Annotated in this window: 14 protein-coding genes; 9 read left to right on the top strand and 5 right to left on the bottom strand. The window is 68.2% G+C overall.

Annotated elements, in window-relative coordinates; genetic code table 11:
* Positions 1 to 103: 103 nt before the first annotated feature.
* Positions 104 to 337 carry a hypothetical protein gene (locus ACE7GA_RS24280; RefSeq protein WP_376092772.1) on the top strand — a complete coding sequence of 78 codons (234 nt, stop codon included), beginning with the start codon at positions 104 to 106 and terminating at the stop codon, positions 335 to 337.
* Positions 338 to 534: 197 nt separating this feature from the next.
* On the opposite strand, the gene ACE7GA_RS24275 is transcribed toward ACE7GA_RS24280, so the two are convergent.
* The gene (locus ACE7GA_RS24275) at positions 535 to 714 is read right to left on the bottom strand and encodes a hypothetical protein (protein WP_376092769.1); all 180 of its coding nucleotides are present in this window, start codon (positions 712 to 714) and stop codon (positions 535 to 537) included.
* Between the two features lie 560 nt (positions 715 to 1274).
* On the opposite strand from ACE7GA_RS24275, the gene ACE7GA_RS24270 reads away from it, so the two are divergent.
* Positions 1275 to 2480, top strand: a complete 1206-nt coding sequence (locus tag ACE7GA_RS24270; RefSeq protein ID WP_376092766.1) for a calcium-binding protein — start codon at positions 1275 to 1277, stop codon at positions 2478 to 2480.
* Positions 2481 to 3408: 928 nt separating this feature from the next.
* On the opposite strand, the gene ACE7GA_RS24265 is transcribed toward ACE7GA_RS24270, so the two are convergent.
* The 3 genes from ACE7GA_RS24265 to ACE7GA_RS24255 form a co-directional block, all read right to left on the bottom strand.
* Positions 3409 to 4782, bottom strand: a complete 1374-nt coding sequence (locus tag ACE7GA_RS24265; protein WP_376092763.1) for a nucleotide sugar dehydrogenase — start codon at positions 4780 to 4782, stop codon at positions 3409 to 3411.
* Positions 4779 to 5306 (bottom strand): YkgJ family cysteine cluster protein, encoded by a 528-nt coding sequence (locus tag ACE7GA_RS24260; protein WP_376092760.1) that lies wholly within the window; start codon positions 5304 to 5306, stop codon positions 4779 to 4781. Before ACE7GA_RS24260 ends, ACE7GA_RS24265 begins: the two co-directional genes overlap by 4 nt.
* 142 nt (positions 5307 to 5448) lie before the next feature.
* Entirely contained in the window at positions 5449 to 7140 is a 1692-nt protein-coding gene (locus ACE7GA_RS24255; RefSeq protein ID WP_376092757.1) for a M10 family metallopeptidase C-terminal domain-containing protein, read from the bottom strand.
* Between the two features lie 759 nt (positions 7141 to 7899).
* Here ACE7GA_RS24255 and ACE7GA_RS24250 point away from each other — a divergent pair.
* From ACE7GA_RS24250 to ACE7GA_RS24225, 6 genes are read left to right on the top strand one after another with little or no spacing between them, the layout of a single operon-like run.
* Positions 7900 to 8829, top strand: a complete 930-nt coding sequence (locus ACE7GA_RS24250) for an ABC transporter permease (RefSeq protein WP_376092754.1) — start codon at positions 7900 to 7902, stop codon at positions 8827 to 8829.
* A complete protein-coding gene (locus tag ACE7GA_RS24245; RefSeq protein ID WP_376092751.1) occupies positions 8826 to 9491 on the top strand; it encodes an ABC transporter ATP-binding protein in 666 nt (221 codons plus the stop codon). Before ACE7GA_RS24250 ends, ACE7GA_RS24245 begins: the two co-directional genes overlap by 4 nt.
* On the top strand, positions 9484 to 10722 hold the full coding sequence (locus tag ACE7GA_RS24240; protein WP_376092748.1) for a hypothetical protein: 1239 nt from the start codon (positions 9484 to 9486) through the stop codon (positions 10720 to 10722). Before ACE7GA_RS24245 ends, ACE7GA_RS24240 begins: the two co-directional genes overlap by 8 nt.
* Before the next feature lie 34 nt (positions 10723 to 10756).
* Positions 10757 to 11740 carry an SDR family NAD(P)-dependent oxidoreductase gene (locus tag ACE7GA_RS24235; protein WP_376092745.1) on the top strand — a complete coding sequence of 328 codons (984 nt, stop codon included), beginning with the start codon at positions 10757 to 10759 and terminating at the stop codon, positions 11738 to 11740.
* Between the two features lie 4 nt (positions 11741 to 11744).
* Positions 11745 to 13670, top strand: a complete 1926-nt coding sequence (locus tag ACE7GA_RS24230; protein WP_376092742.1) for a glycosyltransferase — start codon at positions 11745 to 11747, stop codon at positions 13668 to 13670.
* On the top strand, positions 13663 to 14739 hold the full coding sequence (locus tag ACE7GA_RS24225; RefSeq protein ID WP_376092739.1) for a polysaccharide biosynthesis/export family protein: 1077 nt from the start codon (positions 13663 to 13665) through the stop codon (positions 14737 to 14739). Before ACE7GA_RS24230 ends, ACE7GA_RS24225 begins: the two co-directional genes overlap by 8 nt.
* 48 nt (positions 14740 to 14787) lie before the next feature.
* Here ACE7GA_RS24225 and ACE7GA_RS24220 read toward each other — a convergent pair whose 3' ends face one another.
* Positions 14788 to 15393: a MarR family winged helix-turn-helix transcriptional regulator gene (locus ACE7GA_RS24220; protein WP_376092736.1), complete on the bottom strand. Its 606-nt coding sequence runs from the start codon at positions 15391 to 15393 to the stop codon at positions 14788 to 14790.
* 656 nt (positions 15394 to 16049) lie between these two features.
* Here ACE7GA_RS24220 and ACE7GA_RS24215 point away from each other — a divergent pair.
* Complete coding sequence (locus ACE7GA_RS24215; RefSeq protein ID WP_376092733.1) at positions 16050 to 18683, top strand: tetratricopeptide repeat protein; 2634 nt, start codon at positions 16050 to 16052, stop codon at positions 18681 to 18683.
* The last annotated feature ends 5 nt before the right edge of the window (positions 18684 to 18688 follow it).

Genomic DNA, 18688 nt, shown 5'->3' with positions numbered 1-18688 from the left:
AGAATGCCGGGCACGCCAGGATATACGCTCCCCTTATCCCAGGTTGATGAGGTCCTGACTCTCCCGGCTTACGTGCCGCCGCCCGAGAGGTGGAGGAAGGTGCATGGGACGGGCGATGTGGATGACGGTGCCGGGCGAAGCGCTCGTGTCGGAGGTGAAGCCGGGCCTGCGGTTGGTCGTGACGAGGACCGAGGCGCCTGCGACGGTACGCTTCGTCGTGGAGGACCGCGTGATGGGCGGGATGGAGGGACATCCCGTGCTCTCCGGCTACCGCGAGAGCGTGGCGGCGGCGATGGCTGCGGCGGAGGACGGTGCCGCCCGGATCGGGGGCGGGTAGAGCAGGTGGCACAGTTGGGGATCAGCCGGCCGGCAGGGCGGCACTGCCAGAGTGCCCCCTGCCCGCCGCGATCCCCCCGTGGGGCGAGAGAGGAGGTCCGCCAGAGCACGACGATGACCGGGAGCGGCGGGCCGCGACCGCTTCGGCACACCGATCCTGTCCCTGTCAAGGACACGGCGCCGCACCTCCTCACCAGTTCAGAAGGCAGCGGGAACGAGGCCCGGGAGTTCGTTGAAGCGCTCCATGACCTGCTCCGCACCCGGCGCCAGGAGACGTTCCGGGTGGGCAGCGCCACAGTGGCGCCCGCCCGTGAAGCCGAACACGCGCATGCCCGCCGCAACCGCGGCATGTGAATGGGCGCCGAGCCGGGACCCCACCCGAAAGCTTCGGCAAGGGGCTGATCGTACAAGCGAAGCTGGCGAATCGGTGGGGTCCCGATCGGCGCCGATTGGGACCCCACCCTGGTGTGCTTCTTCTGCACTCCATCAACTCTGTAGCGCGAATTCAGGCGGAGTTCCGGTTTAGCGCTTATTCACACCATCGCCGCCTCCCGCCACAGCAGGAGGGCGATGAATCGCATCCCGCCCCCGTTCCGGAAGACCTCGCGATTCCAGTCAGCCCGGGTTCGCTCTAGCGGTTCAGGCCGGACAGCCGCCCCCCGCCTGGGCACCCGGGGGGTCGGCGAGGATGGGGCGATGACAGGGCAGTGGACGCCAATGGGTCAAGGCGCGATCGGGACGGGGACGCTGACGCTGCGGCCGTAGCGCGCCGCTGGAACAGCGCGTGGGCCGGCTGGCCGGCGGGCAACCCGATACCCTCCAATTATGATCCATCTCGCCTGTCCCGAACGAGTGCGGCGGACCTAGCCTCCTTCCGTGGGCGGACACCCGGGCGGGCTCGCGAGTGATCCCCTGACACGAACGAGGGAGGGGAACCCATGCCTGCGCCTACCAACGGCAAGGATAGGTTGGTCTACGGCGACGGCGACGACCGCGGCGGCAACGAGTCGCTCTACACGTTCATCGACCTGCTGGGCGGAAACGACACGGTCTTCGCGGGCGGAGGCAACGACTTCTTCTCCGGGGGGGTAGGTAAGGATCGCCTTCACGGCGAGGCTGGGGACGACGCCCTTTATGGCGGCACGGGGGACGACGAGCTTCACGGCGGCGACGGCGACGACTTCCTGAATGGCGGGGGCGAGGGCGAGGCCACTGACGAGGGCAAGGACGCGCTGTACGGCGGCGCCGGCAACGACGTGCTGTTTGGTGGCGGCGGCAAGGATCGCCTCTACGGCGATGACGACGACGACCAGCTCGACGGCGGCCTCGGCGACGACCAACTCCATGGTGGCAGTGGCGATGACGAGCTCGCCGGCGGTGAGGGCAAGGACGTCCTCGACGGCGGAGACGGCGATGACGAACTCGGCGGCGGGGCCGGCAACGACAGGCTCAAGGGCGGCGGCGGCATCGACATCATGTGGGGGGACGGCCGCTACGGTGGCGGCCCAGGCGGCGACGACACCCTCGATGGCGGTGCCGGCATCGATTACGCGGTCTTCCGCGGCAACGTGTCGGACTACCGCATCACCACGAATGGAGGTGGCGTCACCACGGTCCAGGACCTGCGCTCCGCGGCCGGATCCGGGGTCCTCGACGGCAAGGACCGCTTGACGGGCGTCGAACGCCTCGTCTTCGACGACGAGACTGTCTCCCTCTCCGACCCCGACACGAATGCCACCTTCGCGGGCGCCGCCGTCATCACCGCCGCCGACCTCGCGGACGGCGTGTTCACGGCCGATGCCGCGCTCGACCTGCCGGACGACGTGGACATCTGGCGCGTGTTCCTCACCGCGGGCCAGACCGTCACGGCTTTCACCGACCCGGTCGGTGAACCCCGCACCAACATCGCCATCTACGATGGGATGGGACGCTTCCTCGCCCTCAACTGGGATGACGACCGGGACGACCCGGACGAGGGCTTGCCCGACCTGACCCTGATTTATACGGCGCAGACGACGGGCGATCACTACGTCGCCATCGCAGGCTACGCCCATATCCCGAGCCGCGACGATGACCCGAGCGGCCCCCACTACCAAGGCTTCTCCGGCCAAAGCGGGGATTACGTCTTCAACCTGACGGCTTGATCGCCCCCGCCTTGGCGAGGCCGACGGGGACGGCACGCGCCGCGTCCGTCAGACCACCAGGCTCCTCCCGCGCAGAGGCCCGGGCAGGTCGGGCAATGGCGGTGCCGCGCGTGTCAAACTCTCGTCAACCGGAACGACCGGTTCCCGCTCGTGTCGCCGAAGATGGAGGGCCTGTAGGATGACCTCACGCCGTGCCGTTGCCGATTCTCGTCTCGCCCCGGGCGATGCCACGCTCATCGTTATCGGTTTGTCGATCGGTGTATGGACTGTCATCGTCGCTGCCTTGATCTGACTGCGTCGAAGCCGGCGAGAGCCTGCCGGGGCCAAGTGAGCGTCTGAGCATCTCGAGCATTTTCCGCTCAGTCTGGATCATATCCTGCGGCGATAAGCGGGTGTGCGAACTCGGCAGGTGTCATGGTCGGGATGATGCGGCAGATGGCGGCCAAGCGGCGGTCGTGGGTGTGTTTGGCCGCGGCTCGGAGAGCGGACCTCAGCCTCGCGAAGGCGTTCTCGATCGGGTTGACCTACGGCGAGTAGGGCGGGAGGCAGGGGGGGCTCGAGCCGACCTCCTTGATCGCGTTTCAGGATGTCGCGCTCCAACCGGACCCGTTCGAGCTCCTTGCGCAACCCCGCAATCTCGCCGGCCTGGTCCGTCGAGAGAGGCGCACCCCCTGGTCGCCGTTCAGCCCGGCGGATCCAAGACGAGCGGAGCGAAGACCGGCGGAGCCAAGAGCGGACCAGCCGATCCGGTAAGCCCAGCTCCGAGGCTACCTGCGCGCCCGAGCGACCTCCGCAGATCGCACCCGCCGCCTCCCACTTGAACTCGTCCGGGACGCTCCAGCGCCGTCGCGCGGCCTCCGACACCTCGTTGAGGTGTCCCTCATCCCGGACAGGCCCAAGCTTCCCGCTGCCACGCCGAGGCTCGTCATTACGCGGTGATCACGCCCGTGCCTCGCAGGCCGCGTTGGCCCATGGCGTTCCGCGTGTCGACGATGAGAGGCACGGCGTTAAGCAGATCAGCGTACCGTATGCTCCCATGATCGGTGGCAAGCACCGCGGCATCGAACTGGCAGAGCACGTGAGTGCTCCAGGCAACGGATCGCCGCCCCGCAAGACCTGAGTGCTCATGCCAGTCCGGGATTTCTGGAACGAAAGGGTCGTAATAGGAACAAGCCGCACCCTCGTCCTCAAGCGCCGTCATGAGACGCATCCCGGGCGAGGCCCGCACGTCGTCGATATCGGGCTTGTAGGCAATGCCGACGACCAGTACGCGCTTTCCGAAAAGACCTTCCGCACCACGCTGTGCAAGGGCTGCGTGTAGACGGTCACGCACGCGGCGGACCATGCTGGCATTCACCGCCATGGCCGTGTCGAGGAGCGGTGTGGCGACCCCCAGGGACTGGGCGCGCCAGGAGAGATAGATCGGGTCCACCGGGATGCAGTGCCCGCCGACGCCAGGGCCGGGGTAGAAGGGCATGTAGCCGAACGGCTTGGTTCCCGCGGCTCGAACGACCTCCCAGACGTCAACACCCATGGCGTCGAAGGTTGTCTTCAATTCGTTGGCGAGGGCAACGTTGACCGTTCGGAACACGTTCTCGGTCAGCTTCGCGGCCTCGGCCACCTCGATCGATGGCACGGGTACGGTCTGCCGCACGATGCGGCCGTAGAGTGCCAGAGCAACGCGGCGCGCGTCGTTGTCCAGGCCGGCGACGAGCTTCGGAATGCTCACCGTCGGGAAGCGCCGGTTGCCAGGGTCCTCGCGCTCCGGCGAGTACGCCAGGAAAAAGTCACGATCGGCGCGCAACCCGCCCGCTTCCAGCAGCGGCATGACCACCTCCCGCATCGTGCCTGGATAGCTCGTCGATTCGAAGGAGACGAGTTGGTCGGGACGCAGGCGGCGCGCGATGTTTTCCGCGGCCAACCGCAGTGCGGACAGGTCGGGCTGTCCGGCACCGTCGAGCGGAGTGGGAACGCAGACGATCAGCGCGTCGGGCCGGTCCAGCTCGCCCATATCATCCGTCGGCCGGAAAGCGCCGCTCGCCACTGCGTGGGCCACGTCGCCGGCCGCGACATGGGACAGGACGCTCTCTCCATCACGAAGCCGCGCGACGCGATCGGCGTTCACGTCGAAACCGATGACGCGATACCCGGCTTGGACGGCCGCGAGAGTGAGAGGCAGCCCGACGTAGCCGAGCCCGACCACTCCGATCACCGCCTGACCCGCGCGAAAGTGTCGCTCCTGCGTGACGACGCGGTCTGCGCGCGTCGAGGTGCGTCGGCCCGCGAAGCTGAGGTCGTTCACGACTTGCTCGACCTCGGGCCGGGACCCTCGGCGACCACGGGCCGGTGCGAGCTAGATCCTCGTGCACTCAGGACGAGCAAGGCCTCGTAGCGCCGCATGAGCCGCGCGCCCTCCTCGGACGAGAGCTTTCGAGTGGGACCCCGTCCACGCGGGCAGGTCAGCCGCGGATGTTCGACCGCGCCGAAGAGACGGCACACCAGGGGTCGAGCCGCGTGGATGGCGCAGTCGCCCGCGTCGGCATAGGGACAGGACAGGCTGGCAGGCCCGGCGTGGCGTCGGTCTCGGATCTGCGTCCACTCCCAGGCGGACATCGGGATCGCTCCGCAGCAATCGGTGCAGCCCGGCTCGCAGGCGAATTCGGGGACGGCATCGTAGAGCTCCGCATGCGCAGCCGACAGATCCTGTTCGGGATCGCCGGCGTTGCTGACTGCGTCGGAGATGCGCTGTGCCAACAGCATGGCGACGGGATGGGGGGCCTCGAAGGGCCCCCGAACCACACCATGATGCTCCGTGTCGTCGGACATGCGTGTAAGCTGCACCGGGCTCCGGCAGGTGCGCCAAGCTAGACCGGTTCGTTCTGGTTCTCGCCGGCGCCAGGCCGGCGCAACAAGGTCCTTATCGGATGTGTCCGCCCGGGACCTCCTGCAGGCCCCGGGCGGCTCGTCTTCAGAGGATCAGGTCGGCCGTGGTCAACCGGTACACCCCGGCGAGCTCGACCTGGAAGTCAGCACGGCCATCTCCATTCACGTCGGCCTCGATAAAGGTCGAGCCGTGCGAGATCACCGCGTGAAGCTGACCTGCACCGGTGAAGTCGGCCGAGCCCATCCAGCGGAAGCCCTGATCCCCGGCCAGGTCCGGACGCGCGTCAATGCCACTCAGGCCGATACGATCCCCGGGGGTGAAGTCCAGGATGACGTCGTGGCCGGAGCCGACCGGAGAGTCCTTGGTGGAGGCAAAGGCGAAGGTGTCGTTCCCCGTCCCGCCCGTCAGGATATCCACTCCGGCACCGCCCAGCAGGAGATCACCGCCGTCGCCACCCCGCAGCGCGTCATTGCCGTCCCCACCCCGCAGCGTGTCCGCATCCGGACCCCCGAAGAGGGTATCGCGGCCCGCACCGCCGTCCAGCAGGTCACGCCCGGCCCCTCCTTCAAGGCTGTCATTGCCGGTGTCGCCCGTCACGAGGTCGGCTCCATCACCGCCGAGAAGCGTGTCGTCGTTCGTGCCGCCCTGCACGGTGTCGGAACCGGCGCCGCCGTTCACCCAGTCCCGACCGCCGAGAGCGTTGAGACGATCCGCGCCCGCCGTGCCGACCAGGCGATCGGCACCGCCCGTCGCGACCTCCGTGGGGGCCGACGGCACCGTGGTAGGGTCATCCGGAGAAGGGGTGGGTGATGGCTGAACCGGCGACGGCGTGCCCGCGTCCAGACCGAGCTTGCCGACCCCTGCGTGCTGCAGCACGTATCCCTTCACGTCCGAAGTCGGCGTGAGGGAGTAACCGTAGGGCACGTCGTAGTGGGCGGTGGACTTGGCGGTTGGGCCAGCGACCGCTTCGTTGCTGCCGACCGAGGACCAGGTCACGTTCGTGAACTGGTTGCCCCGCAGGTCCCAGTATCCGATCTTATCGCTGTCGAGGCTGGCGACGGGGTTCTTGGCATCCTCGAACACGTTGTTCTCGATCAGGCCGACCGCGCCCATGCGCAGGTTGATGGCGGAGACCTCGATGTTCTTGTAGACGTTGTCGTAGACGTGCGCGTGCCCGAAGCGGACGCTCGGCGTGCGGGATCCGATGTCCTCGAACAGGTTATGGTCGTAGGTGACGTAGCGGTTGCCCGCGTCGTCGTCCGAGTAGCCGTTCAACGAAGCCTTGTGGTGATCGTGGAAATAGTTGTTCGATACGGTCACGTACTCGACGCCCCGCTTCATGTCGAGCAAGCCGTCGTAGTAGTCCTTGTTGACGGTGAGCGAGCTGTAGAGCTCGTTGTGGTCGATCCAGATGTTGTGCGATCCGTCGTCGATACCGATCGCATCCTTCGGACCGGTCGCGACGTCGTGGATCTTCAGGTTCTGGACGACGATGTCGGATGAGCCGTCGGTGATGTGGATGCCGATGCCGCGGAACTCTGCCCCCTTCCCGCCACCGATGATGGAAAGGTTGTGCTCGTCCGCGACCTTGATCTCCGAGCTGCCCGTGTTTTCGGGTGTGATCGTGCCGTCCACGACGATCGTGAGCGGCCCGGTCCCCGCGCGCGCCAGCACCTCGTTCAGTTCCCTGCCGGTATGCACGGTAATGGTCGTGCCGCCGGCGCCGCCATCGGTCCCACCGTTCAAGCTGGCGAAGCCGTGAGCCTTCGTATTCATGTGAAACTATTCCCCTTGATGGGCAGCGCAAGCCGACCGGACCACCTGTCCGCTCGCGTGCCGCATTCCCCCGCTGACCGAGCCTGTAGCGGCGTGAACCGCCAACAAGCGCCGGACTGACGCCCCCTGGCAACGCCCTGAAATCGGCTTCTCTCGAGCCACAGGCATCGCCCCTCACCTGTACAAACGGCCTGCCCGGCACGGCAATGGGAAGCCTGCCCACTAAGCCTGCCGAAGCCATCATTAGCTTGAACCGCCCAGGTTAATCCTCAAAAAGAAGGTATATACTCCGTTCGCCCCGCCGCTTATGGCAGGGCGTTACCCCCTAAGGTCCAGGATCAACCTTGCCGCGAGGCGAGAGTCGCAAGACGCCGCAGGCAGGCCGGGCAGGTCACCTGCGTGCCGGCATCCTCCGCCCATCCCGAACCGGCTCCGGGCTCCCGGCCACAGAGCGCCATGCGGATCCCTGGTGTCACGGCGTGGAAGACGGGGCCAGTCCCACGGCGCAGGGTACCGGCCTTGCGTCGGGCGGCGAAACTGCGGCCCGCAACGTCGATGATGCTCCCCGACACGCCGCCCCCTGCCCCCGCGCAAATCCGTTCCGGCGCGGGCACGTTGAGTACGGAAGCGCCTCTGGTCACTGCAAGCGCGGCACAGGCCAAGGTGACACGGGTCGAACCGATCTGACGTAGAGCCTGACATCGCCCCCGCAGATCGCGACCGGTTGCCCGGTTGGAGGATGCGCAGCGCGCCGCATCCATGATCGATCCGATCTTGACCAAACTTGCGCTGCGGCGTGCACGAAAGCACGTCAATCCTCGCATCGTGATGCGTTCACGCCAGACGAGCCAGACATCGATGATCGCGGGTTTCGCGCCGGGCGCGACGCCTAGCCTGCGCGAAGAGTTCGCAGCCTTCGTCGCGGGTGCGCGGACCGCTAGCCGGGTCGTCGGAGCACTCTTTCTGCGGGAGATGAAAACGCGGTTCGGCCGCTCGCGCATCGGCTATCTCTGGGCGGTACTCGAGCCCATCTCGCACGTGGCCGTCATGTCTTTCGTCTATTGGGCCATCAATCGGCGGGCGCCGGTCGGCGACAACGTCATTCTGTTCTTCGTGACCGGCGTGCTGCCCTACTTTCTGTTCCAGAAGACGGCGCAGCACCTCGGCGGTGCCATCCGCGGCAACCACCTCGTGCTCCGGATGCCACTGGTGACCGGGCTCGACCTCGTCGTGGCTCGGGCGCTGCTGGAAGCGGCGACTTGGGTCGCCGTCGTACTCCTCATCTTCGGCTTTCTCATCCTCTCGGGTCGCGCGGCCCTGCCGGAGCAGCCCCTGGTCTGCGCGCTCGCAGCTTTCGTGACGTTTGCATTCGGCTTCGGCGTCGGCACCATCAACGCGGTGCTGATGACGGTCTGGAAGAGCTGGGTCCTGATCTATCCCATGCTCACGCGACCGCTTTACCACTTCTCCGCAATCTTCTTCTTCATCGACCGCATTCCGGCAAACCTTCGGGACTGGCTCTCCTGGAACCCGCTCACCCACGCGGTCGGCTGGTTCCGCGTGGGGTACGTCGAGGCGTACGGCTCCGTCACGCTCGACCCGGCCTACCTCATCAAATGGACCGTTGGGGCAGTGATCATCGGGCTGTGCATGGAACGCGCGGCGCAGCGTGCGGTGCAATCCGGATGATCGATCTCCTTCACGTCTCGACGGGTTTCCGCCAGGACGGGCACCGCGTGGAGGTGCTCTCGGACCTCACCGCCCGCTTCGACGGATCGGCCGATGTCGGGATCCTCGGCGGCAACGGTTCGGGCAAGTCGACGCTGCTGCGTGTGCTGGCCGGCATGATCAAGCCGGACCGCGGTGTTGTGCGGCGTTCGGTGAGGGTATCGCCACCGCTCAGCCACACCGGGGGCTTCCATCCCAACCTGTCCGGTCGGGACAACGCCCGCTTCATCGCCCGTCTCCACGGCGCGGATCCGGCGGCGGTGATCCGCTTCGCCCGCGACTTCTCCGAGATCGGGCCGCACTTTGACCGGCCGATCACGACCTACTCCAACAGCATGAAGGCGCGGGTGGCCTATGCCCTCTCCATGGCCGTTCCATTCGACATGCTACTCGTGGACGAGGTCACCGCGGTCGGGGACGTGTCCTTCAAGCGCAAGTGCCTCGAAGCCTTCGCCGAGCGGCGGCGGAACGCGAGCGTCATCATGGTCTCGCAGGCGGTGACCAGCATCGCCCGAATCTGCAGCGTCGGCGCGATCCTCGAGAACGGTCGCCTGACCGCCTTCCCGAGCATGACCGACGCCGTCCGGTCCTACGAAACCAACCTCACGGTGCTCCATGGCTGACATCGTCGCCCTCCCAGGGGAGGGACCCCGTGCGCGCGACGCTGGCCGGATCACACCGGCCGGCCTTGCTCCGGAAGGGCCCGGCCTGATCCTGCCGCAGGTTCCCGCCGCAACGGTTCGCCGCGGCTGGGGCCTCCGCTCCTTCCTCCTGCTGGTGGTCCTCCCGACGGTGCTCGGCGCCGTCTATTTCCTCGCCGTCGCGGCACCGCAATACGTGACGACGGCCGTCTTCGCGCTGCGCGTCGGCGACGAGCTGGATCTCACCCCGGCACGGGGCGGCGGCTCGCTCGTCGGGGCCTTTGGCCCGCCGACTGGCGGCTCCACCACGACCCAATCCCATGGGCTCGCGCGTTACCTCGCATCGGCACCGGCGCTCCAGGACGCCATCGGTCACGGCGTTGACGTCCGCCGCATCCTGACCTCACCGCTGGCCGATCCGCTCGTGCGTGTTCCGGCCGATGCCGGCCCGGACCGCCTGCTGCGCGCCTGGCAGTCCATGGTCCACGCACAGTACGAGGTGACCAGCGGCGTCATTACCCTGCGCACCCACGCCTTCACACCGGCGGATTCATTAGCGCTCGCCGAGGCGACCTTGGCGACGAGCGAGCGGTTGGCGAACCACATCTCGGCCCGTGCGCATTCCGATGCGCTGCGTCAGGCGGAGGCGGATCTCGGCCTGGCCGAGCGTCAGGTCAGCGTGGTCCGGGCACAATTGCATGCGCTGCGTACTGAGACCGGGGTCCTTGATGCCAGCCGGTCCACCGCCTCGAGCGTCGAGATCGAGACGCGCCTGCGCACGGACCTCATGACGGCTGAGGGTCAAGCGGAGGGTCTTCGCGTCTCCGGCGCGACCGGTACGCCAGCCTATGCGGCGGCGATGGCCCGGATCCGTGCGCTTCGCACGCAGCTCGGCGAGATGGAGCGCCAGTCCGGGCGGACGACGCAGCGCGACGGCGCGGGCCTGGCGGCCGTGTTGGACCGGCACGAGGCGCTCGCCGCGGAGATGCGAATGGCCGAGACCCGGCACGCCCAGGCGATGAACGCCCTCACCGAGGCGCGGGCGAATGCGGTGCGACAGGGGACCTACATCCTCCCCTTCGTCAGGCCGGTCGAGGCGAGCGAGGCGGCCTACCCGGATCCGGCCCGTACCATTCTGCTCGTCGCCGGCTGTTCCTTCCTGGTCTGGATCGCGGCCGTGCTGTTGTTCCACGCCGTGCGCGACCACGCGTGAGCACCGACGTCACCCCGGAGGCACCGCAGCAAAGATGAGAACGCTCGTTACCGGCAGTGCCGGCTTCATCGGCTTCCATGTTGCGCGCCGGCTCCTCGCCGATGGGCACGCGGTCGTCGGGATCGACGGCATGACCCGCTACTACGATGTGAGCCTGAAGCAACGTCGTCACGCCCTGCTGCGCGAGAACGAGATCTTCATGGGGTGCGAGTTCATGCTGGAGGACGCGCCACGCCTGGAGGAGGTCGTGGACGCCTTCGCCCCGGAGGTGATCATCCACCTCGCCGCCCAGGCAGGCGTCCGCTACAGCCTGGAGAACCCGCGCGCCTACATCGACGCGAACCTCATCGGTACCTTCAACGTCATCGAGGCGGCGCGCCGAGCTGGGGTCGGCCACCTGATGATCGCGTCCACCTCCTCGGTTTACGGCGCGAACAAGGAGATGCCGTTCCGGGAGGAACAACGGGCCGATCACCCCCTGACGCTCTACGCCGCGACGAAGAAGGCGACGGAGGGGATGGCGCATTGCTATGCGCACCTCTGGTCCGTGCCGACCACGGTCTTCCGCTTCTTCACGGTCTACGGACCGTGGGGTCGGCCCGACATGGCGCTGTTCAAGTTTACCGAGAACACGCTGAAGGGCCTGCCGATCGACGTCTACAACCACGGCCGGATGCGCCGTGACTTCACCTACATCGACGACCTCGTCGAGGCGATCCTTCGGCTCACGACGCTGCCGCCGCGGTCCGATTCGGCGGATAGTCCCGCCGGTCCCTTCCGCGTCATCAACATCGGCAATGGCAGCCCGGTGGAGCTGCTGTCCTTCATCGAGGCGATCGAAGAGGCGACCGGCCGCACCGCGATCCGGAACTACCTGGATATGCAGCGCGGCGACGTGCCGGCCACCTGGGCCGATACGAGCGCACTCGAGGCGCTGACGGGTTTCCGCCCGAACACGCCGGTCTCACGGGGGGTAGCGGCCTTCGTGGACTGGTACCGCGACTACCACGGGCTCTGACGTCGTGCCGCTCGATGCGCCCATCGAAAAGGATCGGGAATTCGTCACGTGCGCGGCGGCGGGGGACGCCGTGCCGGACGGGGATGTTCTTGCGTCGGCCGAGCAGCTCGCGCAGGGCGCGCCATCGGGGGCGGCCCTGCGACGGCTCCGCGACCTCGTGCGCGAGTACCCCCGCTGCGAGCGGCTGGAGATCCTTGCCCTGCGGTTGACGGATCGCGTCGAGGGACGCTCCGCGGCGCTGCCGGCCTGGCGAACCTTCGCGCTCCGCTACCCGGCGAATCATGAGGCCTTTCTCGTCACCCTCCGGGCAACGCTGCGGTCGGAAGGTCCTGTGGTCGCGCGGGCCACTCTCCTCGCGAGGTTCCCGACCGATCCGTCGGTGGCGGACGAACGGCTTCTCCGTGCCAGGGGCCGGGAGGAGTTGGGGGACCATCACGGTGCGTCCGCCGACTTCGCACGGGCGACGCTGATGGACCCCCACGGGGCCGTGGCCCCACTCCACCACGCCCGTAGCCTCGAACGGCGCGGCCGCCCAGACGCGGCTTGCCGCGTCCTGCTGGCCACCCGACGCCGGGGGTGCCCCGCGTCGCGCCTGGACCACGAGATCGCGCGGCTGACCGCACTGGAGGCACGGGCAGCTGCGCTGCCTGCAGCGGCAGTGATGACACCCCGGGTGGGAGCGGGCCTGCGGGCCCTGGCGCACCTCTTGGAGGCTGCGGTGGCTCTTCGGGGAACGCCAGAGACTTTGGAGCCGCGCTTCGTGCTGATGGTGAACGGCTCCCTCGGGCCGGGCGGTGCCGAACGGCAGCTCGTGAACACCGCCCTCGGCCTCTGCGCGAGCGGGAGAATGGCCACCGAGATCGCGGTCCGGTCGCTTCGTGACCGTCCCGATGGCGGCTTCTTCCTGCCGGAGCTGCGTCGCGCGGGAATCACGGTGCGGGAGTACGAAACCCTGCCCGATGGGGGCGACGGACCCTGGCGTGACCTCCTGCCACTGCTGCCCCCGCGGGTCGCCCACGCGACGCCGCGTCTGCTCGGGTTGATGCGGCGACAATCGCCGGACGTGGTGCACCTCTGGCAGGACGGAACCATCCTGGCCGCCGGCCTTGCGGCCCTGCTCTCCAAAGTGCCCCGCATCGTCCTCTCGGTCCGGACCGCGCCGCCGCCGGACCGCCCCGAACGGAACCGGCCGGAATACGCCGTCCTGTACCCCATCCTGCTGGGCGCACCGGGAGTCCGCCTCGTCGCCAACTCCTGCTTCGCCGCGGCGCGTTATGCCGAGTGGCTCCGTGTCTCACCGGATCGGATCGAGGTCGTGCCGAATGGTGTCGTGCGCCCCTCGGCCCGTCCTGCGCCGGGCTCCGTCCCGCTCTCCGTTCGCTTCGACGCGGCGGCCCCTCCGGGCCTCACGGTCGGCGGGGTACTCCGCTTCGACGCGAACAAGCGGCCGCTGGAATGGCTGGAGGTCGCGGCCCGGGTCCTCGCGCTGCGGCCCGACGCGCGCTTCATTCTCGTCGGCGACGGCGAGCTCCGCCCCGCGGCGGAAGCCCATGCCAAGGCCCTCGGGATAAGCGACCGGGTCCTGTTCACGGGGCGTCGCAGCGATGTCGGTCACTGGCTTCGCCGGTTCGACGTCCTGCTGCTGCTGTCGCGCTGGGAAGGGCTGCCAAACGTGCTTCTCGAAGCTCAGTCCGTCGGGGTTGCGGTAGTCACAACGCCTGCCGGCGGCGCGCAGGAGACGGTGCTGTGCGGCCACATCCTCGCCAGCGCCGCCACCCCCGACCTCGATGACGCAGCGCGTCGTGTGTTGGAACTCGTGCCCCCACCCGATCAGGCCCGTCGGCGCGCCGCTGCGCTGCGGCGGTCGCTGGCCCACCGCTTTTCCCTTGATCGAATGCTGGCCCGTACGATGGAGATTTACCGTGGTTGACGCGCCCCGTGCCGCCGTACTGGCGGCCGCCTTCTTCGGCCTCGCCGGATGCAGCCTCACGCCGCGACAGGGCCCGACGGCATCCGCCATCCTCTCGCCAGGGGCCGGCGAGGCGTCCTACGATCTCGTCGAGCTGACGCCGACGAACCTGCGCGACTACCTCGTTCCGTCCGGCCGGACTCCTCTCGTGCTGACCTCGGGCGCGCCGCGCGGGATGTCCGTGGCGCCCGGCGATGTCCTCCGGATCGTCGTGTTCGACCGGGTGGACGGGGGGACCTTTGGCTCGATGGCGACGGGCGGCACCGTCTTCAGCGGATCGCGCGTCGACGAGAGCGGCCACGTCTTCCTCCCCTACGCCGGCCGCGTGGCCGTCGCAGGCGGCAGCCTCCAGCGCGCGGCCGACGCGGTGCGGCGCGCCCTGGCGGAGCGAGCGGTGGATCCGCAGGTCCATGTCGAGCTCGTGGCCGCGCCGGGCCAGGCCGTGCTTGTCACCGGCGATGTCCGGACTCCCGGCCGGGTCACGACGATCGAAGGCCCCGTGACGGTCGTGGACGCCATCGCAAGGGCCGGCGGCCCAACCGTGGCGGCGCGCTTCGCGGATGTGGTCATCCGATCAGGCGCCATCACCCGCAACGTGCCTTACGCCCGGCTGCTCGAGGCGGATGCGATCTACCTCAACCGTGGCGACATCGTGACCGTCCAGGCGAACGTGCAGCGCTTCACGGCCATGGGCGCGCTGCGCCGGCCGGGCCTGCACGACCTGATCAGCGAGCGCATGAGCGTCTTGGAGGGCATTAGCGCCGCTGGCGGGTTGCTCGACGATGACGCGAGCCCGCGGCACGTCTTCGTGTTCCGGCTTCAGCAGGACTCCTCGGGGTTGCCGCGGCCGCTCGTCCTTCACCTCGACCTGTCCCGCGCGGAGACCATGTTCGTCGCGCAACGGGCCGCGCTGCTGGCGAATGACGCGATCTACGTGACGAATGCGCCGATCCCCGAATTCAGCAAGTTCCTGAGCCCGATCATCCGGGCGTTGCTGGTGGGCCGCATCACGGCAGGGCTGGGCGGGTAAGGATCCGTCGCGCGAGGCGGCCCGCAAAGCGGGCCGCCTCCGCTCGACTCAGCGATTGCCGGACATGCTGCGGTAGAACGCGACCTCCTCCTGCAGGACCGAGACGATGAGGGCCGAAGCCTCATCGGTCAGCGTCAGGCAGACCCGGCGGCGATCGGTCCCGTGCATGTAGCGCCGGATAAGGCCAGCTCGCTCCAGCCCGGCGAGCTTACGCAGCGCGGTGCTCTGCGGTGCTCCGGAGGAGATGCAGACGGCGGAGACCGACACATGTCCCCCTTCGGCCCGGACGGCGGCGAGGTCCAGCAGCATGTCCCATGCGGGCCAGTCGAACACATGCCCTTCGAACTTGCGCCGGCGCCGCGCACGCAGTTTCAGCATTTGCTTCAAGTTGGTCGAGAGTGATCCTGTCAGGACCGTCGGTGTTGCCTTGACAGGCTCCGAAGCGCCATCCACTCCGCGGAGCGTTGCGCTCCCGCCCGGATCCTCCCCAATACATCTTAGAATCTTCTCGCAGGTGGAAACGAGTGTCAGGAGAATTCCACCGACATCCTCATCGGTTTCTGAGTGACCGACCACGCGACGCGAGTGGTCGGCGTGGGGACGCGTTAACGATAAGCTGAACGGCTCACCAGTGACCTTGATGATCTCAGTCATGCGGATATCTGAGCCCCCTCGGAAGCCAACCGGGATCATTCGTAACCCGTGACCCTCGGACGCTTCTCCCGAGAACGCGACCAAGTCTGATGTAACCCAAGCCAAGTTGGAATGATTTACGTTCATCCCGTGTGCGATCAGTCCCTTCGCAAGGGCGTAGCAGAGATCACGTTCACGTGATTACCCGGCCTGATTGTTGAGTTTCGCTTGCTAGAACCTTGCGAATGGATGCCGTGGGCGCGTTTCGTCGCCAAAAGAAGAAAGGTTGTCTATAATTCTGGTATAGTGGCGCTTTACTGCCTGGGCGGCCACCCCTCGCTTCAGTCCCCCCATCTCCTGAGCGCAATGCCGCAGGACGTTAAGGGGAGCGAGGAGCGTCCGGGGCCGAGCGCACCAGCCGCGGAGATGCCGCCATCGCGGTCCGATCAATCAGTAGCTTCGAGCTGCTGCATTGGCGGCCTGAGGCAAGCATCACGGACATGGTTAGGTCGTCCGAGGCGGCCTGCCGCGCAGATCGCATTCTTGGTCGCCGCTGACCTTACCTCAAACTGCGTGTCGATTCGGTTTTGCTTCCGATAGCAGCGCTGCAAGGCGCGTCGTAGTCCTTTGCATATCGCGCTGAAGCGTCGGTGCGAGAGCGGCGAAGGAGCGGTGCGTTGCTGACCGATGTCGTGAATGCGCAGCGGGGCTCGACGAAGGGAGCCGGAACGCAGCAACTCACCGTCACGACGGTCGGTACCTGCCGTATTGCGGATCCCATTGCCGCTGCCGCACGGGTGCTCCCGATGCAACGGGATCTCACCAACCTCTACGGCTTCGTTCATACGACGAAGGAGATTCTACAGCAGTTGGACTTCTTCGGCGGCCGGGAGATTCCCGGTGAACTCGTGCGCTTCATTGCCTCGGCTGACTACTCGGCCCATCGCGAGCGCCAGGCGTCGGATCTCTATCTGGTCGAGGTGTCGTCCCTGAAGGAGATCCATTTTGGGGACTACCTTCTCCAGATAAACTGTCTCGACAGGGTGTTCGCGGCCCGGCGCGAACTGCTGGAGACGTTCTTTCGCCACAAGTACGCGACCGAGCGGGACATCCGGGCGAAGCAGCTCGAGGCACACGAGAGTTTCGCGTCTGCGGACCCGGTCGAACGCGACGTCCTGCTCAACGCGTACATGCATCTGACGACACGGGAGGAGCTGGAGGCCGACCTGGCCCGCATCGTGTCCCGCATCCCGGGGCCACTCGTCTTCGTCAGTCACATCGACGTGCCGGACGGCGCGGGGCGGCCGATCGAGACGCGGTCCCGCCTGTGCCGCTGGATGCGCGAAATCTGCGAGGAGCGGGGCTACCCGTTCTTCGATCCGACGCCGCAGGTCGTGGCCTATGACCGCGTTCGCGCACTGGCGGAAGAGGGGCGCGACAACAACCACTACACCCCCGAGTTCAAGACGGTCCTCGGCAGCCTTCTCTACGAGACCTACGGCCTGCCGCTGATCGAGGCACGCGGCGCACCAGGCCTGCCGCCATCCGCCGGCCAGGCGCACGGTAGCGGCGCGCGGGTGGCAGCTGGCGAGCCGGTTCGGCCGCCCGTCGCGCCGGATGTCCGCACGCTGGTCCAGGAGGCGCGGGAGCGCGTCGCGCGCGGCGAACTCGACGAGGCGGAGGTCGCGCTCCGCACGGCGGCGATGGACTTCCCGGGATCCGCCGACCTTCATTCGCTCCTTGCGACGGTCGCGTTCCAGCGCGGTGAAAACACCTCCGCGCTCGCGGAATTGCGGGAAGCGCTTCGGATCGATCCGGCGCTCCTGGAGCCGAAGGTGATGCTGGTCCGCATCGCTTCACGGCTGAACCGTCTCGAGGAGGCCTGCGCCGGCGCGGTGGATATTGTCGGCGCGCCGGCGGCGGACCACAAGGCACTTTCCGTCGCAGCAAAGGCGCTGGCGAAAGCCAAACGCTTCCACGAGGCGGCCCCCGTCTGGCGCCGCGTGGCCGCGATGCGGCCGGAGGAGGCGGAGCCCCTCGTCGAAGCCGCCCGCTGCGAATTGAAGGCGCGCGACTTCGAACGCGCCATCGGCACCGCCGGCGAGGCGCTCGGTCGCGATGTCCGTTCCGCCGGCGCGCTCCACGTCAAGATAGAAGCCTACCAGCGCCTGCGCCGGCCGAAGGAGATGGGGGCGGCGGCCGTGGAGATGGCGGCGCTGGATGCCGCGGCCGCCCTTGCGACGATCCCCGTCCTCGTCGCGGCCTCGCACCTGGAGGAGGCGGCGGCCGTACTCGCCGCCGCCCGCCGCCAGGGTCACCCGGGTGCGGAGGACCGGGTGATGCAGGCCGGCCTCGTCAGATCGCTCACGAAGAAGGCGCGACTGGCGATGGACCGGCACGAGGCCGCGGCGGCCGCGGCGGCCTGGCACGCGGTTGCGCTGGTGGATCCCGGCAACAAGAACGCGGCGTCCGGCATGCGCAAGATCGTCGCGCCGATCCTGGCAGAGCATCGGGCGAGCATTCGGGCGGGCGATGCCGCAGCGGCCCTCGCAGCCTGCGAGCGCGGCCTGGCGCTCGCACCGCGCCATCCCCGATTGCTGAAGGAACACGCTGCGCTGGCCGAACGCAGGGCCGACTGGGCCGTCGCCGCCCGCAGCTGGGAGGCGCTGGCTGACGCGGCCGACGCGGATCCGAAGCCGCTGATCCGCGCCGCGCGCGCCGCGGCGCGTGCCGGCCAGCCGAGCGAAGCGCTTCGCCTGTATGGCCGGCTTGATCCCGCGCTGCGCGCGGAGATGGGAAGCACCCTCGCTTCGCTCATTCGCAAGATCGTGCACGCCATGCGGGCCGACCATGCGGCCGGGGACACGGACGGCGCCGTCGCGAAGGCCCGGCAGGTGCAGGCGATCCAGCCCGAGAACGAGGCCGCCGCGCGGCTGCTGCGGAAGGCCATCTCCGGGTACCGCCTGCGCATGAAGGAGGCCGTCGGTCAGGACGACGTCCTGGCGCAGGAGGGCTTCGCGCGCCGCATCCTCGCGATCGATCCGCGGCGGCTGGACGCGTTGAAGGTGCTGTCCCGCGTCCTGCGCAACGCCCGCCGCTGGCCCGAGGCGGTGGAGGCCCAGGAACTTCTCGTGCGGATGGAGCCGAACGAGGTGACGCACTGGCGGCGCCTCGCCAGCGCATGCCGCTCCGCGCGCCTCTACGACCGCGGCGTGACCGCGGCGATGCGCGCGGCGGAGCTGGCGCCGGGCGATCGGAAGACGCTCGATTTCCTTAGTGACATGCTCAACCGCCAAGCGCTGGCGGCCTGATCGCC

Origin of the sequence: Roseomonas sp. CCTCC AB2023176 (genome assembly GCF_042259275.1) — a bacterium.
Taxonomy (GTDB): Bacteria; Pseudomonadota; Alphaproteobacteria; order Acetobacterales; family Acetobacteraceae; genus Roseomonas.
This window is presented reverse-complemented; position numbering and strand designations above follow the sequence as displayed.

What these genes read in the sequence shown, in the direction of transcription:
- ACE7GA_RS24250 (WP_376092754.1), top strand. Translation starts at nt 7,900, where the DNA reads ATGATCGATCCGATCTTGACCAAACTTGCGCTGCGGCGTGCACGAAAG.
- ACE7GA_RS24235 (WP_376092745.1), top strand. Translation starts at nt 10,757, where the DNA reads ATGAGAACGCTCGTTACCGGCAGTGCCGGCTTCATCGGCTTCCATGTT.
- ACE7GA_RS24220 (WP_376092736.1), bottom strand. Translation starts at nt 15,393, where the DNA reads ATGACTGAGATCATCAAGGTCACTGGTGAGCCGTTCAGCTTATCGTTA.
- ACE7GA_RS24260 (WP_376092760.1), bottom strand. Translation starts at nt 5,306, where the DNA reads ATGTCCGACGACACGGAGCATCATGGTGTGGTTCGGGGGCCCTTCGAG.
- ACE7GA_RS24255 (WP_376092757.1), bottom strand. Translation starts at nt 7,140, where the DNA reads ATGAATACGAAGGCTCACGGCTTCGCCAGCTTGAACGGTGGGACCGAT.
- ACE7GA_RS24280 (WP_376092772.1), top strand. Translation starts at nt 104, where the DNA reads ATGGGACGGGCGATGTGGATGACGGTGCCGGGCGAAGCGCTCGTGTCG.
- ACE7GA_RS24245 (WP_376092751.1), top strand. Translation starts at nt 8,826, where the DNA reads ATGATCGATCTCCTTCACGTCTCGACGGGTTTCCGCCAGGACGGGCAC.
- ACE7GA_RS24270 (WP_376092766.1), top strand. Translation starts at nt 1,275, where the DNA reads ATGCCTGCGCCTACCAACGGCAAGGATAGGTTGGTCTACGGCGACGGC.
- ACE7GA_RS24240 (WP_376092748.1), top strand. Translation starts at nt 9,484, where the DNA reads ATGGCTGACATCGTCGCCCTCCCAGGGGAGGGACCCCGTGCGCGCGAC.